The organism is Sphingobium sp. CFD-1 (assembly GCF_024611115.1).
Taxonomy (GTDB): Bacteria; Pseudomonadota; Alphaproteobacteria; order Sphingomonadales; family Sphingomonadaceae; genus Sphingobium; species Sphingobium baderi_A.
On record NZ_CP084398.1, the window covers coordinates 3,215,488 to 3,231,361 of the forward strand.

At 62.7% G+C, this 15,874-nt stretch carries 14 protein-coding genes; 6 read left to right on the forward strand and 8 right to left on the reverse strand.

What is annotated here, in order from left to right:
* Positions 1-329 precede the first annotated feature (329 nt).
* Entirely contained in the window at positions 330-1,337 is a 1,008-nt protein-coding gene (locus LDB26_RS16205) for a fatty acid desaturase family protein (RefSeq protein ID WP_257539185.1), read from the forward strand.
* A gap of 573 nt (positions 1,338-1,910) precedes the next feature.
* Positions 1,911-2,795, forward strand: a complete 885-nt coding sequence (locus tag LDB26_RS16210) for an OmpA family protein (protein ID WP_257539186.1) — start codon at positions 1,911-1,913, stop codon at positions 2,793-2,795.
* 160 nt (positions 2,796-2,955) lie between these two features.
* On the opposite strand, the gene LDB26_RS16215 is transcribed toward LDB26_RS16210, so the two are convergent.
* The 3 genes from LDB26_RS16215 to LDB26_RS16225 all read right to left on the reverse strand — a co-directional run bounded on the left by LDB26_RS16215 (position 2,956) and on the right by LDB26_RS16225 (position 6,909).
* Positions 2,956-3,687, reverse strand: coding sequence for a tetratricopeptide repeat protein (locus LDB26_RS16215; protein WP_257539187.1), 732 nt, complete (start codon positions 3,685-3,687; stop codon positions 2,956-2,958).
* 73 nt (positions 3,688-3,760) lie between these two features.
* Complete coding sequence (locus LDB26_RS16220; RefSeq protein ID WP_257539188.1) at positions 3,761-6,244, reverse strand: TonB-dependent siderophore receptor; 2,484 nt, start codon at positions 6,242-6,244, stop codon at positions 3,761-3,763.
* A gap of 59 nt (positions 6,245-6,303) precedes the next feature.
* Positions 6,304-6,909 carry a type IV toxin-antitoxin system AbiEi family antitoxin domain-containing protein gene (locus LDB26_RS16225; RefSeq protein ID WP_062061542.1) on the reverse strand — a complete coding sequence of 202 codons (606 nt, stop codon included), beginning with the start codon at positions 6,907-6,909 and terminating at the stop codon, positions 6,304-6,306.
* Between the two features lie 250 nt (positions 6,910-7,159).
* Between LDB26_RS16225 and LDB26_RS16230 the strand changes: the two genes are divergently transcribed.
* Together LDB26_RS16230 and LDB26_RS16235 are read left to right on the forward strand one after the other, a co-directional pair.
* Positions 7,160-7,849: a response regulator transcription factor gene (locus LDB26_RS16230; protein ID WP_373886211.1), complete on the forward strand. Its 690-nt coding sequence runs from the start codon at positions 7,160-7,162 to the stop codon at positions 7,847-7,849.
* 4 nt (positions 7,850-7,853) lie between these two features.
* Positions 7,854-9,236, forward strand: a complete 1,383-nt coding sequence (locus LDB26_RS16235; RefSeq protein ID WP_257539190.1) for a HAMP domain-containing sensor histidine kinase — start codon at positions 7,854-7,856, stop codon at positions 9,234-9,236.
* 23 nt (positions 9,237-9,259) lie between these two features.
* Here LDB26_RS16235 and LDB26_RS16240 read toward each other — a convergent pair whose 3' ends face one another.
* The 3 genes from LDB26_RS16240 to LDB26_RS16250 are packed head-to-tail and all read right to left on the reverse strand — an operon-like array spanning position 9,260 to position 11,718.
* The gene (locus LDB26_RS16240; protein ID WP_257539191.1) at positions 9,260-9,850 is read right to left on the reverse strand and encodes a hypothetical protein; all 591 of its coding nucleotides are present in this window, start codon (positions 9,848-9,850) and stop codon (positions 9,260-9,262) included.
* A gap of 9 nt (positions 9,851-9,859) precedes the next feature.
* Positions 9,860-11,011 (reverse strand): M48 family metalloprotease, encoded by a 1,152-nt coding sequence (locus LDB26_RS16245; protein WP_257539192.1) that lies wholly within the window; start codon positions 11,009-11,011, stop codon positions 9,860-9,862.
* Complete coding sequence (locus LDB26_RS16250; RefSeq protein WP_257542168.1) at positions 11,008-11,718, reverse strand: hypothetical protein; 711 nt, start codon at positions 11,716-11,718, stop codon at positions 11,008-11,010. The genes LDB26_RS16245 and LDB26_RS16250 overlap by 4 nt, the downstream gene beginning before the upstream one ends.
* Before the next feature lie 316 nt (positions 11,719-12,034).
* Here LDB26_RS16250 and LDB26_RS16255 point away from each other — a divergent pair, with 316 nt between their 5' ends.
* The gene (locus LDB26_RS16255; protein ID WP_257539194.1) at positions 12,035-12,508 is read left to right on the forward strand and encodes a MaoC family dehydratase; all 474 of its coding nucleotides are present in this window, start codon (positions 12,035-12,037) and stop codon (positions 12,506-12,508) included.
* A 105-nt stretch (positions 12,509-12,613) separates the two neighbouring features.
* Here the strand turns inward: LDB26_RS16255 and rpoZ are convergent, their stop codons facing one another.
* Positions 12,614-12,958 (reverse strand): DNA-directed RNA polymerase subunit omega, encoded by a 345-nt coding sequence (gene rpoZ, locus LDB26_RS16260; RefSeq protein WP_062061553.1) that lies wholly within the window; start codon positions 12,956-12,958, stop codon positions 12,614-12,616.
* A gap of 298 nt (positions 12,959-13,256) precedes the next feature.
* Here rpoZ and LDB26_RS16265 point away from each other — a divergent pair, with 298 nt between their 5' ends.
* Positions 13,257-14,459 carry a phosphatidylserine/phosphatidylglycerophosphate/cardiolipin synthase family protein gene (locus LDB26_RS16265; RefSeq protein WP_062061555.1) on the forward strand — a complete coding sequence of 401 codons (1,203 nt, stop codon included), beginning with the start codon at positions 13,257-13,259 and terminating at the stop codon, positions 14,457-14,459.
* Positions 14,460-14,465: 6 nt separating this feature from the next.
* Here LDB26_RS16265 and ald read toward each other — a convergent pair whose 3' ends face one another.
* On the reverse strand, positions 14,466-15,581 hold the full coding sequence (gene ald, locus LDB26_RS16270) for an alanine dehydrogenase (protein ID WP_062068303.1): 1,116 nt from the start codon (positions 15,579-15,581) through the stop codon (positions 14,466-14,468).
* Positions 15,582-15,874: the final 293 nt, after the last annotated feature.

Below are 15,874 nucleotides of genomic sequence, written 5' to 3' on the forward strand. Positions count from 1 at the left end.
TCGGCTGTTTGGCCATGCATGGTCTTAATGGACTCTGAAGTGGCTATTCCGGCCATCAGCGATGCCCCCGTTCAACGATGCGCCCGCCCTTTCGAGCGCGAGCAGACCTGAGACGCCGCTGCCGTGCGATCCGATGGCGATCGATCCTGATCCGGCTGGCGAATATTGCCGCCACCGATGCCGGTGATGCCTGTAAGAAGTATCCGCCCGTTCCCCACCTTATCCGGGCGCTGGACCGGACCGCGAAGATGGGCCTGCGCGCTTGACGTCGGAACGCGCCAACCATAGCGTCCGTCCCAAGTTTGTGTGGCAGCCGGAGACCTATCCTCATGGAAGAGATCGCCAATGAGCGTCCTCCCGGATATCGATATTCGCGGCGTGGCACGTTGGCGCTGATCCGGGAGCTTTCCGTGATCGACAACCGCCGTAACGCACTGCTGCTCGTCCTGCAGTGGGTGATAATGATCGCAGCCGGCGCGATCGCGATCCATGTCGATCGGATTCCGGTTTACCTGCTGGCCGGTTTCGTCATCGGATCGCGCATTCAATGCCTGGCGGTGATGATGCACGACGCATGTCACGGAATGCTGTTCAGCAATCGCCGCCTCAACGATCTGATTGGCGACATTTTCGTCGCTTATCCGCTCGGCTTCAGCATCGATCTGTACCGCGCCAACCACATGCACCACCATCGCTACACCAACACCCTGCGTGATCGCGACTATCGCGTCCAGCGGAGGGACCCCGACCAGCATTTTCCGAAAACTGGCGCCGCCATGACCTGGTTGCTGGTCCGCAGTGTGATCGGTCTCAATTTTTATCGCATGGCGCGCGACAGCCGGGTCTGGGCACCCTTCGCCAATTTTCACAATCCGAAACGCTTCGGTTTCGATTTTCGCCTGGCTCTGCGTATCCGCTATGTGGTCTGGGCCGTGCTGTTTTACGGGTTGATCCTGTGGTCGCCCTTTCGCTGGCAAATACTGGGCCTTTTGATGATCCCGCTTTTCATCTGGGCCAATGTCTTCAATCGGATTCGGGCAATGGCCGAACATAATGGCGTCGCCGACGAACGGGAACTCAACGGCACGCGCACCGTCATCCCCACATTCCTCGACCGGTTTCTGATCGCGCCCTTCAACGTGAGCTATCATCTGGAACATCATCTGTTCCCGTCAGTGCCCTGGACCAATCTGCGCCGACTGCACGCCCATTTGATGACCGACCCGGCCTATGCGGCGGACGCGCATGTTACGCGGGGCTATTGGGGCGTGATCAGGGAGTTGATGCCACCACCCGCATCGAACGGGTTGGTCACGCGCTCTGAGGTAAAGCCGTAACATCAGGCGTTCAATGCATGGCCCGGGCTGCCGAATGCGGCAGGATTGTCCGTGGTCGCGAATGGCGATGCGCGACCCTTGCGCGCGAACACCCAGATCGAGCGGCTGAAAACCCCTCAACACGATGCGCGCGCCAGATGAGATCGGCGCGCAGCGACCGGATCGCCGCGGCAGATCGGCCACGAAGCGCCGTTCCGGTCATTCAGGACCGGTCCGGGGTTCGCCGAAGCAGACCCGAAGATGCACCGGCGAATGTTTGGGACCGGGAAGCATAGTTTCCATTTTCCTTGTGCGCTGAGGCCGTTCGTGTGGCGCAATCTACATCAGTTCGCCGCAAGAGGTGCTCCAATTACCCCCGCGGCGCCCGGCGTTACTGGCGGCGTTCATGCGCTAGAAAGGTTGGTCCGAACACGCAGGAAATCCAGGTCGTTCAAGTGCGGCATCGATGCGGCGCATCGTACGCAGCAAGGGTCAAAGGGAGTCTGAGAGTTGGACACGCCATCGCGGGAACGACGTTCGGACGAGAACGGCGATCATGCAGGCACGGCCGGTCGAGTTTGAAGGAGTATCGCAATGATTGTCGTTTCCAAGACCCCAAGGGCTCTCTTGTCGCTGGCCATGCTTACCGCCACGGCGTCCGCCAGCCTGGCCGCGCAGGAATCGCAGGACCAGTCCCAGGCCGACCTTTCGGCGACGGTCCATATGCCGCCTTCGCCTGAAACGGCTGAGTTGGCCGAAGGGCCGGAGATCGAAGGCATTATCTCCGCGCGCAGCGGCGACAGCATACAAGTCACCGCCTCTGACGGCACCAACACGGCTATCGCCGTTAATGATGCCACCCGGATCAAGGCCAGCGGGGGATTCCTGGGCCTCCATCGCAGCAAGCTTGCCGCGGAATCGCTGCTCAATGGCCTGCCGGTCACCATCAAGACGGTGCAATCGGGCAGTGGCCTGCTGGCAAGCCAGCTCGATCTTAAGAACAAGGATCTCAAGACCGCATCCATGATCCATAACGGCACCGCACAGGGTTTTGCGGAACAGACCGCGGCGACAGAGGCGCTGCGCGGTCGCGTGGGCGACATCGATCAATATAATATCAAAAGCACGACCAATGTGAACTTCGATACTGGCAAGGCCGTGCTGTCTGCTCAGGCGAAAAATGATCTCTGCGCCACGGCAACCGCTGCTGAGGGGATGGACAACGCCCTGCTGCTTGTCGTGGGTTACACTGATTCTACCGGAAGCTCCGACTTCAACCAGGAACTGAGCGAAAAGCGAGCCGGTCGCGTCGTCAATTATCTTCAGCAGGTGTGCGGCTGGAAGCCCTATCGCATGCTTACCCCGTCCGGGATGTCCGAAGCGGACCCGTTGGCGAGCAATGATACCGTCGAAGGCAAGTCGCAAAACCGCCGTGTTGCGGTGAATGTCCTGGTCAGCAAGGGCCTTGACGGTCTGTAAAATCGCCAGACGGGTGGGTCAGGCTGGAAGCGGCCTGTTCCACCCGGGCCGATCCCGCGCCCTCGCCCCCCATGTAGATTCGTGCATGCCTCCTTTCGCGAAAAGGGGCATGCACGAGGCGAATAATCTCACGGCAGCTAATGCAAATGATCCGGGAAGGCTATCGCGCCTGCATGCTGCTTAACGCCTGCTGCCAGACGGGATCGGATTGAGCAGCCATCCATATTTTCGTCTTGGCCAGGAAAGCGGGCGTGGCCGTCTCCGACATTTTCGCAAGCCAGAGCCGCGCGCCCGCGATGTCGCCACCATCGATCAACATGCGGGCATGATTGAACTGGCCGCGAAAATCGCCGCCCTTGGCCGCCATTTCATAATAGCGGGCGGCCTGCCGGATATCGCGCTCGACGACCCAGCCATCCTCATGAAAGCTGCCGATCATGTTCATGGATTTGGCATGGCCGAGCGCGGCCGCCTGCTCGAAGAGACGCAGGGCTTCCGGCCTGTCTTCGCTGACGCCTTCGCCCAGCGAATACAGCGTCGCGAGATTGTACATGGCCCAGTCCAGACCGCGTTCCGCTGCGGACCCATACCATTGAGCGGCCAGGCTCTTGTCTATGGCGGCGCCCCAGCCATGCTCGCAACAGCGCCCCACCATGTTCATGGCCATGACGTTGCCGTCCTTGGCCGCGATGCCGAACCATCGAAGCGCCTCGACCGGATTGCGTTCCACGCCTTTGCCATCGAGATAAAGCTGCCCGATGAGCAACTGCGCCTCCGCATGGCCCGCCTCGGCCGCCTCCAGCAGCAGGGCGGCCACCTCTTCCGGCGGCCCGGCGAGCGCGGCGGCGCGATCCGCTTCGTTCATGGCGATCAGTTTCGGATGGGGCGACATGCATTGACTCCCGTGAATATGGCCCACCCCTTGCGGGGCGGGCCATCTTGCCTTCCGAGGAGAGCAGGCAAGCTCAATATTTGATGTTGAGCGTCGCGATGGCGGTCCGGCCCGCTGCCTGATTGGCATAGTGCGCCGCATAAGCCTTGTCATAATAACGCTTGTTGAAGACGTTGTTGACGTTGACCTGAAGGCTGACCGCATCATTGAAGCTGTAGGATGCGTTAGCGTCGAACCGCCAGTAGCTGGGCACCATGCGCGCCAGCGACTTGGTGATGACCACCGCGTTGTTCTGAATGGTGCGGGTGTCGGAATAGCCGCCATAGACCTTGCTCATATAGATCGCGCCGCCGCCGACAGTGAAGGCAGGCGTGATCTTGTAGTTGGTGAAGGCCGTCAGGCTGTGCTTGGGCGTGTTCGGGAACTGCCGGCCCGTGCTGGCGGCGGGCGCGTAGAGCGTGACGCCGCCGACCGTCGTGGCGGTATAGCCCGCGTCCACGATCCTGGAGTCCATATAGGTGTAGCCGCCGAACACGTTCCATTCCGGCGTGATGTTGCCGTTGAAGCCGAATTCGATGCCCTTGATCCGCCGTTCGCCGATGAACGTGACCAAGCCGTTTTCGGCGGTCGCGCGGGCATTTTTCGTCGTGGTGCGGAAGGCGGCGAGCGTCAGTGCCAGACTGTCGCCGAACAGATCCCACTTGGTGCCGATTTCATAGGAGCGGGTCTTTTCAACCTTCAGGTCGTCAAGGCTCGCCAGCACTTCCGAGCGACCCGCTGTCAGGCCGTTCGATTCGCTGCCCTGACCCAGAAAGGAGCCGGGCGGCGTGGCGGCAGTCGACGTCGAAACATAGATGCTGCCATTCGAAGCGGGCTTGAACACAAGGCCCGCCTGATAGGTCCACAGATCGTCCTTGCGCGAGATCCAACTACGGTTGTCGGTCGAATCCACGGCAAGGCCGGGGCTTAGCTTCGTTTCATAATGGTCATAGCGGCCGCCCAGATTGATGAGCAGCGCGTCGGTGATCGTGATCGTATCGAACAACGACACCGCCTTGGTGGTCGTTTCGCCGATGGTGCGCGTCTTGGGCAGGCTCTTCTCGATCGTGGCGAGCACGCCCGACGTGTCGCTGGCATAGCTGACCCACGGGTCCGACGCGTTCGGCGCGTCGACCGTCGTGCAATTATAGCGCGCGATCATCTCCACCGAGCAGCGCGGCGTCAGAGTGGAGCCGGTGGCGATCGGCGCGCCGGTGGCGGCGTTGGAGACATAGCTGCCATAGGCGGTCTTTTCGGTGCTGAATTCGACACTCGCCGCGAAGCTGTGCTTGATACCGCCGGTGTTGAAGGTGCCGAACAGGTCTGTCTGGTTGATCAGACCTTCCGCATAACCATTGCGCGTGTTCGTGCGCCGCCACACATAGCCGCCCGCCGTCGCCGGATTGGCGGCGTCAGTGCCGTAGACATTGCCCTGCTGATCGTCAGGCTGGGTCCAGACATAGCCCTGCGTGCTGCGACCATAGCGCGACGTGTTGCGAAGCGTCACGCCGCCGAAGTCATGTTCCGCGCGGATGGTGAAATTGTCGACATCCGTCTTGCGGAAATCGCGGGACTTGAGGCCGTAATAAGCGCCGCGCGGCACGCTGATCTCCCGGCCGCCGATCGTCGTGAAATCGCGCGCCGGTCCGGTTTCGGTGACGCCAGCGGGCGCGTTTCCGTTGGTATAGAGATAGGGGATGCCCGAATCCGGCAATTCGCTGGTGTGCAGATGATAATAGCTGAAGGTCAGGCGGGTCGGACCGTTCAGGCCAAGGGTTAGCGAGGGCGCGACGCCCCAGCGCTTCGACCAGATGTCGTCGCGGCCCGCAACATCCTGATCGTGCCACATGGCGTTCAGCCGGACGCCCACGAAATCGCTGAGCGGCTGGTTGATGTCGATGGTGGCGCGCTTGTAATCGGCATTGCCGACGCTGCCACTCGCCGCGATAAAGCGGTCGGCCCTGGGCGTCTTCGATACCAGGTTCAGCGAACCGCCCGCGCCGCCACGACCGCCGGTCGTGCTGTCGGAACCCTTCACCACCTCGATCTGCTCGATCGCGAATATTTCGCGGCTCTGCGCGCCAAGGTCGCGTACGCCGTCAAGATAGGTGCTCGCCTGACTATCGAAGCCGCGGATGAAGGGGCGGTCGCCCAGCGGGTTGCCGCCCTCGCCCGCGCCCAGCGTGATGCCCGGCACCGTCCGCAGCGCTTCGGTCAGCGACGCCGAGGCCGTGTCCTTGATGACGGAAGCCGGGATGACGGTGATGGACCGGGGCGTGTCGACCAGCGGCGCGGTGTATTTGGGCGAGTCCGGCTTGTCGACTTTATAGCCTTGCTCATCGATCGCCGTGTCGGTGACGACCATCCCGCCCAGCTTGCGGCTCTGGCCGTCATCGGACGAAGCCTGATCGGCGGACTGAGCAATAGCCGGCGCAGCGGAAACGAATAGTCCTACGCAGCTCAAGGCCAGAAAGCTGCTGGCAGTAGACGCGCGATGGCGCGGTTCATTCAGATTCACGATGTTTGCCCCTTTTCGGCATGATGAGGGGGCCGGTTGCTTCCGGCCCCGTTGAATATTTATGCGCGTGCGTAGCGATCGGCCGCGAAGCCGCGATCCGAAACGGGCGCCGCGCGATACCAGCCATATCGAACACGCTCGAGATAGCCGTTCTTGCACAACTGACTGACATATTGACGGGACACGCCAACGGCCGCGAATTCTTCCGTGCTGGCGACCTGACGCGATCGGGCAAGCGACAAGGCCCGCGCCCGCACCGCCTCACCCTTTGCGAACCGATGGCGCGCCAACGCCCCACGCTCGGGCTGCCGACGCGAACCGCCCGCCGATGCCGCCAACGGCAGCCAGATGCCGGCCTCGCGCAGCACCGTCGCGCAGCGCAGCAGCGCATCGCATTCCATGCCACCCCCATGTGAGGGAGCCCGCCTTCCCAAGCGCTGGGCAGCGGCGATCCGTGTCAGAATTTCGATCTCCGCATCGCCGACAAAGGGCGATTCACGGGCAAAGATGACCGCGCCGCGGCGCTGCGCCATGTCGGCCAGATTGGAAAAGGCGTCCTTCGCATCGGGAATGTCGCGCAATTCGAAGGTGAGGCCACCGCGCAGGCACGCAATCACCTGCCGCTCATGCACATTGCGCCGCGCGAGGATATGTCCGGACTTCATGACAGGCCAGCCTCCATGAACGCAGCCGGACCAGCCGCATGGCGCATATAGCGATCAGGCCCATCCATGATTTCCGCCATTTTTGCCCCTTAATGAGAAAGCTAATAATAATGACTCGCAGCTTCGGCGTGTTTACTGATACGCGGCACAAGGTCCATCAAATCGAACAACATTGGGAAATGGTATAGAAATGCCAATGTTACACGGGGGTCGTTGCAGCATGGAGGACGGAAATGTACGGTCGGATGCGATGCGGATATTGCTGCTGGAAGATGACAGGGAGACGCGCGACTATCTGGTGCGCGGGCTGACGGAATTGGGGCATCAGGTGGTGGCCGAGAGCGAGGGGAAAGCCGCGCTCGCGCGGACCTTGGCCGAAGCCTTCGATATTCTCGTCCTCGACAGAATGGTGCCGGGCCTTGATGGCCTCACCATGCTCAGGCTGGCGCGCGAAGCGGGATGCCAGTCCCCCGCCATCATCCTGTCCGCCATGGCGGGAATCGAGGATCGTGTCGCCGGGCTGGAAGAAGGCGCGGATGACTATCTGATCAAACCCTTCGCCTTTGCGGAGCTGGCGGCGCGCCTTGGCGCATTGGCGCGGCGGCCGCCGCCCGGCGAACGAGGCGATGCACAGACCCTGCTGCGCGTCGGGGGTATCGAAATGGATCTCGTGCGGCGCACCGTGAAGCGCGATGGTCGCACGGTCGACCTGCAACCGCGCGAATTCAGCCTGCTGGAATATCTGCTTCGCAATGCCGATCGGCTCGTCACGCGGACCATGTTGCTCGACCGGGTCTGGAATTTCGGCTTCGATCCCAAGACCAACATCGTCGAAACGCATATGAGCCGGCTACGCACCAAGCTGAACGAGGGCGGGGCCGACAATATCATCCGGACCATTCGCGGATCGGGCTACATGATCGTCAGCGGCGGACAATGACTGCATGATCGTCCCCCGCACCATAAAGGGCCTGTCCATCCTGACCGCCAGCATATCAGGATTGGTCATATTGGCGCTGGGCGCTGCCGCGATCTTCATTTCCCACCGCGAAATCGAGGCGCAGATCGATCATCGGATCGAACTGGAGATGGATGCGCTGCTTGAATATCATGCATCGCACGGCACGGCGGCGCTGGCGCAATTCGTGGACATGCGCGATGGCGGGACAACCGGCGGAACGGGCTATCTCGCCGGGGCGGGCGGCGAAGGGCGCATGATGCTCTATGCCTTGTCCGATGCGAAGGGGAACAGGATCGCCGGATCGCTGATCCCCAGGCTTCCGCCGGACGGATGGACCGAGTTTCTTCCCATCCGCCGTCCCGATGGCTCGACCGGAAAAGCGCAGGCGCTGGGCCGGAGCCTGCCGGATGGCGGACAGATCGTCGTTGCCGGCGATCGCGATGCGCTGAGCCGCGCCGACGACCGCATCCTGCTGGTGGCGCTGGCAGGGCTGGGCGTGATCCTGCTCACCGGGACCGTCAGCACCATCGCCTTGGGACGGCTGATCCGCCGGCGGCTTGTGCTGATCAGCGGAGCCGCGCAGGGCATCATCGAAGGCGACTATACGCGCCGTGTTCCCATCGACGGTTCGGGCAGCGAGTTCGATCGCATCTCCATGATCCTCAACGCCATGCTGGGCCGCATCGAAACATTGATGCTGTCGCTGCGTCAGGTTTCCAGCGACATCGCGCATGACATGCGTACGCCTCTGGGCCGTATCCGGCAGGACATGGAAGCCCTGATGCGGGCAGCGCCCGATGAGGCGACGGCCGACAGGATTGAACGAACGATCGCCGACATGGACGCGCTGCTGGACCTTTTCGCAGGCTTGCTCGGCATTTCGGAAGTGCAGGGCCTGGCCGTCCGCAAGCGCTTCATCCTCCTGCCGTTCGCGGAGATCGTCGCGGACATCGTCGAAGCCTATCGCCCGGCGTTCGACGACGAAGGCCGCACCATCACCGCTATGCTGGACGACGTCACCATCTGCGGCGATGCACAATTGCTCAAGCGCGCCATCGCCAATATGCTGGAAAATATTCTCGTCCATGCAGGCGATGGAGCTAACGCCATCATCACGCTCGCCGTTGAACAGGGCGCGGCGGTTCTGACGGTAGCGGACGACGGCCCCGGTATTCCCGCAAATGGCAGGGAAAAGATTTTCGAGCGCCTTGTCCGGCTGGACCCGACCCGCTCGAAACCGGGTCACGGACTGGGCCTCAGCATGGTGCGGGCGATTGTCCATGCTCATCAGGGCATGATCAAAATTGTCCCGTCAAGCTCGGGACTGCATCTGGCGATCCGATTGCCTGGCGTGAGAGCGGGATAGGGAAGTCCGCGCCTCAAGGGCGTTCAGAATTTCACCGTGTCCGCGAGTTTGTGGAAATCTTCCACATTCCGGTCGTAGAAATGGAGCGCAGGCGCTTCATAGAGCATCATGTACAGCTTGCCCCCGACCAGTGCCGCCCTGCCCTCGCCCTTCCGCCGAAGCTCGTCATTCTGGCGGGTGCAGCTATAGGAGAAACGCAGCCCGTCATGGCCGCCGACGGACGCGGGCGCCATGGCGTCGACCTGGAACAGGGCGGTGTCCATGACGATGCGATAGCTGCTTTCCAGCAGCACCGGGATGTCCGTGGCCAGCATGGCGGCGGAAACGGTGGGCAGCGGCCGGTTCTTCCGGTCAATCTCGCGGAACAGGGGCGATCCGGCGGGCACGCCCGAGAAGAAAACGACCTTGTTGAGCCTGTCGCCGTCCAGCGTCCATGTCTCCGCGAACTTGCCGGGCCGCAGGCCGAGCCGGTTCCAGTCGATCGGCGGGGTGACGGACAGCGGCGTGCCCGCGATCTGTGCGGGCGTGCCCGCAGGCATGAGGCGATTGCCGGCATGAGCGGGCGCGCTCGTCACGACAAGGACAGCGGCGGCGAAGCGATATGGGATTTTCATGATTTTACCCTAATTCCCGATCAGCGAGGAGATGAGACTGGCATCGCTGGCGTCGGGCGATTGCTGAAGATATTGGCGCAAGGACGCCTTGCCCTGTTCGGTCTGCTGGGTCCGCAATTGCGCCAGACCCAGCCCGCGCAGAGCCTTTGGCGCGGCATAGCCCTTTTCAATAGCCTGCTCGTAAAATTGCGCGGCGGTTACATAGTCGCGGGGATTGCCGCGCTGGCTGTAAAGTTCCGCCCGCGCGAACAGCAGCAAGCCGGTCCAGCCGTCCGAAGCGAGTTGATCGAGGATGAAATCGGACCCGCCGAAATCATTCCGCTTGATCTGGTCGCCCAGAAATTCGGGCAGCCAGTCCCTGAGCGCCTGAGCATAGGCAGCGCGGCCTTCGTCGCCCTCATCCCCATAGCGGACGGCGGCAGCCTCCAAAGTAGTGGCGCGGGAGAGTTCGCTGGGGTGGCTGGCGAAATAGCCCGCCGCATAACCATGCTTCGCCTTGCGGCCCCGCGCGGAGGCCGAGGCGTCCTGTTCGGCCATCAGCCGCCGCCAGACCCGCGCCGCCGCCGAGGAAGGATAATCGGAGGCGGCGAGATATTGCACGCCGACCATGTCCGCTTCCCTCTCCTGCTCCCGGTTGAAGGCATAGACCTGCCCCAGAAGCGAATATTGAAAGCCCGCCGATTGCGGCGCGGCCACCCCGATCCACGCCATAACGTCGGACATGGTGCGCTTGTTTTTGAAGCCGAAAACGCCATGGCGCTTTTCGAAATGGCCGAATTCATGGCCCAGCACCGCGCCAAGCTCCGCTTCGCTCTGGACGCGCAACAGCAGGCCGGACCAGACGGTCATCATGCCGTTGGGATACATGGTCGCGTTGAATTCCGGCATCCGCATCACATAGATGCGGACATTGGCGCACCGGTCCTGCCCGACAGTCCGGCAGAACACGCCCCGGACATAATGGTTCAGCCCATCGTCCCTGATGACGAATTTCGAGGATCGCAGCAGCCTTTCCTGCTCATCCGCCATCATCCACGCGCCGCGCTCATCCACACCTTGCGGTTCATAGGCCTGCGTGAAAGGCGGAAGCGTGAAGGTTTCGGCGTGGCCCGTGCCCGGCAGGCCTAGCGCCATGGCCAGCGCCAGCAGCGCCCTTTTCACGGTTGCGCGGGTCCGGGCAGGGCGTTTTGGGCCAGAGGCATGGTTCGGCCGGGAAAGCCCTCGAACAACTGGCCTACCCGTTTCTGCGCGCCGTCGGCAGTGCGAACATCCCCGCCCATCTGAAGATCGGCATTAAGCCAAACCAGTTCGCCCGTCTTGACGTCGACAAGGCCCGCATAGCCCTTGTGCAGGCCGGTGGGGACGGACACGCCGCCCATGGCCGCGAAGATCTGAAGCATCTTGCGGCCGGTGGAGCCATAATGATCCTCGGTGGAAATGAAGAGGACATAGTCGGCGTTGCTGAGGCCCGGCAGGTCGGCCACATCGGTGCCAATGCTCCAGTCGAAGCCCTTGTCCCGCTTTTTCGTGGGCAGGCGGTTGCCGGGAAAGAACTGATATTCGCGCACGGAATCCGCGACGGAGGTGAACAGCGAGCGATATTCGCCGCTGAGCGCGCCTGCTTCCTCCGCTTCGCTGTCATAGGCGGCCACGCTGTTGCCAAGCTGGCCCTGAATATCCTGAATGGCGCGGTCGATATTGCGGCGCGCCTCATCCGTCCAATCGGCATTGGGTTCGAACATGCCGCCGGTCGATTGCGCGCCGACGATGACGGAAGGCCGCATCAGCACGATCCGGGCGCTGCCCGGCGGGAGGATGAAGCCTGATTTCACCCCGGTCTTTTCCTGCGCGAGGCCCGGTGACGCCATCATCAGCGCGCAGGCAGCCCATGCCGAAAGTCTTTTCCAGCCCCCCATCATTCCCCCCATTGCAGGACGCCGTCCCCCGACGGCCTCCGGTCAGACCTTCAAGGTCATGCCGATGGATCATCCTGTTTAGGGGAGCTTGTCAATATGTTCAGTTGGACCATGGAAAATCCGATCCTGTCGGACCGGCCGCCCCCCGTTTCGGGTGCACGCGGCCTTTTTCTGTTTTCGGGGCCGTTCAGAAGGCGCACTACATGCAGGAGGAAGGGCGGGCGACCACACCGCCACGATCGATATGGACGATCCAAGGAGCAGATGAGTGAGCGCATTCGATTCCATTCCGCAACTGGGCCGGGGCGCCTATTGGCAGGAACTGGCGGTGGGGCAAAAGGGCAAGACATGGCGCCGCACCGTCACCGAAGCCGATCTGGTGAACTTCATTTCGGCCACCGGCATGGTGGAAGTGCTGTTCACTGATGCGACCTATCAGGGGGCGGTGAAAGGGCGGCTGGTGCCCGGGGCGCTCACCTACAGCTTCATCGAAGGGCTGATCTTCCAGTCGGCGATCCAGGGCGTCGGCCTCGCGCTGCTGGATGTCCATATGAAGGTGGTGGCGCCCGTGCTGGTCAACGACACCATCTGGGCCGTGCTGGAGACCACCGACATCCGCCCCACGAGCAAGGGTAACCGCGCCATCGTGAAATGGGACGTCACCATTTATAATCAGGATGAAAAAGTCGTGATGACCTATGAGGTTACGCGCATGGTCGCGGGCGATCCGGCGCGGGCGTGACGTGCAGGCACTGGCGGTAAGCACGCCTGCATAGCGCGCAAAAATAGTGAGGCCCGGTCCTGCCAGTGCAGTCCGGGCCTCATTCCCTCTCCGAACCGTTGAGGATCAGCCGTCGTAATCGCCGCCGATATTCTGGTTGCGCGGCGGCGCGGCGGCGGTCAGGCGCAGCGCCTCCGCCGACTGGGCGATCGAACCGATTTCATCGGGCGTGTCGTCGTCATCGATCTGCACCTTTTGCAGCGAGCCGACGAGCGAATCCTGAAGATCCACGGGCAGGACGGTTTCTTCCGCGATCTCGCGCAGGGCGACGACCGGATTCTTGTCGCGGTCGCGATCAAGGGTCAGTTCCGCACCGCCGGAAATCTCGCGCGCGCGCTGCGCCGCAAGAAGGACGAGATCAAAACGGTTGGTAACCTTGTCGACGCAATCTTCGACGGTAACTCGGGCCAACAGGGCCTCCTGAACAAGGAATGAGAGTCGTGAGACGCGCGCCTAACAGGCCGTGGCGGCAGAGTCAATGAAAGGGAATCGCCGTGTTGACGCGGCAACGTCCATGCGATGGCCGTTTGCGGACGCTTGCCGAAACATAAACGTCCGTTCGCCCTGAGTCGGGGCTGAGCTTATCGAAGTGGCTACTCAGGACGAACGGGGAGGGAGGCGCGCAGTCGCTCTTCACCCATGATCGTCACTCAGCACCGGACTTCCCGCCCCTATGGCCAAGCGCGGCGAATGAGCGCATGAACGGGGCATGGCGACCAACCAGCCCGCCCCATCGCCCGAGGAGACGGACGGCATCCGCTTCACGCTGGACGGCAATGATCTGCGCGTGATCGATCATGGCCCGGCGTTGCGCGGCGCTCTCATCCAATTGATCGACGGCGCACGCGAGAGCCTGAAGCTTTATTATTATATCTTTGCCGATGACCATAGCGGGCGGCTGGTGCTGGACCGGCTGGTCGCCGCGCGGGCGCGGGGCGTGACCGTGACGCTGATGATCGACGCCTTCGGATCGGGCAAGACGCCGGCCGGCTTCTTCGACCCGCTGATCGAGGCAGGCGGGCATTTCGGTTGGTTCGGGGCGCGGCGCTCCACCCGCTATCTGATCCGCAATCATCAGAAGATGGCGATCGCCGACGATCGGCGGCTGCTGATCGGCGGCTTCAATGTGGAGGACAGCTATTTCGGCCTGCCGGAAGATGACTGCTGGCACGATCTGGGCCTGATGATCGACGGCCCGCAGGCCGAGGCGATGACGCTGTGGTATGGTCAGCTCTGGCGATGGGTGTCGACGCGCAAGCAGAGCTTCCGCCTGCTGCGCGGGCTGGTGCGGCATTGGGGCAAACGGTCGCGGCGCCAGGAAGGATCGCCGTTCCGCTGGCTGATCGGCGGGCCGACGCGCCGGCTCAGCCCCTGGGCGACGGTGGTGAAACGCGATCTGGAGACGGCGCGGCGGGTGGACATGGTGGAAGCCTATTTCTCGCCGGGCCGGGGGATGCTGAAACGGATCGCCCGCGCGGCGCGGCGCAAGGGCGCGCGCATCATCCTGCCCGCCCGGTCAGACAATGGCGCGACCGTCGCGGCGGCGCGGCTGCTCTATGGCCCCTTGCTGAAGCGGGGCGTGGAGATTTTCGAATATCAGCCGTGCAAGCTGCACATGAAGCTGATCGTGATCGACGATGCGGTCTATATCGGATCGGCCAATTTCGACATGCGTAGCCTGTTCCTCAATCTGGAAGTCATGCTGAAAGTGGAGGATGCGCCCTTTGCCGAAGCGATGCGCGCTTTCATCACGCGGCAGGCGCAGGAAAGCCGCCGGATCACGCTGGAGACTTACAAGGCGCAGCGCGGCCCGCTGACGCTGGCGAAACAGTGGATCAGCTATCTGCTGGTGGGCGTGCTCGACTATACCGTGACGCGGCGGCTCAATTTCCGTAACCCGGACGCGGATTGAGGAACGTCAGGCGATGGCCTGTTCCGCCGGAGTATAGGGAAGGTCCAGATCTTCGGCCACCGCCTGATAGGTAATCCTGCCATCCCAGACATTGAGACCCGCGAGCAGGTGCGGGTCGCGGCGCATCGCTTCCTTCCAGCCCAGATCCGCGATCCGCAGCGCATGGGGCAACGTCACATTGTTGAGCGCATAGGTGCTGGTGCGGGCCACCGCGCCGGGCATGTTGGCGACGCAATAATGGACGATGCCGTCCACGATATAGGTCGGTTCGGCATGGGTGGTCGCATGGCTGGTTTCAAAGCAGCCACCCTGATCGATCGCGACGTCGACCAAAACCGCCCCCTTCTTCATGGTCCTCAGCATTTCGGCCGTCACCAGCTTGGGCGCGGCGGCACCGGGGATCAGCACCGCGCCGATCACAAGGTCCGCCTCCGCCACGCATTCGGCGAGGTTCGCGCGATTGGAAAAGCGCGTCTTGGCCCGCGCCTCGAAATACATGCCGAGCCGTTCGAGCGCCTGCGGATCACGGTCGAGGATGGTGACGTCCGCGCCCAGGCCCGCCGCCATCTGCGCGGCATTGAAGCCGACCACGCCGCCGCCGATCACAGCGACCTTGGCAGGCAGCACGCCCGGCACGCCGCCCAGCAGCACGCCGCGCCCGCCATTCGCCTTTTCGAGCGCGGTCGCGCCCGCCTGGATCGACATGCGGCCCGCGACCTGGCTCATCGGCTTGAGCAACGGAAGGCCGCCGCTGTTGTCGGTCACCGTTTCATAGGCGATGCAGGTCGCGCCCGACGCGATGAGGTCGCGAGTCTGTTCGGGGTCGGGCGCGAGGTGGAGATAGGTGTAGAGGATCTGGCCGGGCCGCAGCATGGCGCGCTCCCCGGCTTGCGGCTCCTTCACCTTCACGATCATCTCCGCCGTGGCGAAGATTTCGGCGGCGGCCGGGACGATGCGCGCGCCGGCCCGCTCATAAAGTGCGTCATGCGCGCCGATCCCTTCGCCCGCGCCGCTTTCCACCAGCACGTCATGGCCATGCGCCGCCAGTTCATGCGCGCTTTCCGGCGTAAGGCCGACGCGATATTCGTGATTCTTGATTTCCCTGACGGTACCGACAATCATGACCTTGCTCTCCCGGTTTCCCCGGCGCGCCATGGGCACGCCCGGCCTGCCATGGTGATATTGCGGAAATCATGACGCTTGTTCCCGCAATTGGCCAGCGGGCAATATTCTTCCAATGCCGATGAAGCTGGAATGACCGATCCGCGGGCGGCGCGTTCCTTGCCGGATGCCTGTCCTGCACGTTGATCCAGATCAGCACGATTTATGGGAACGTCTCGTCCCCCCTATCGTTATAAGAGCGTATATTTCAGCATCGTGGCGAAGACGGGTGAGGGGACAATCTCCGAGCCGTG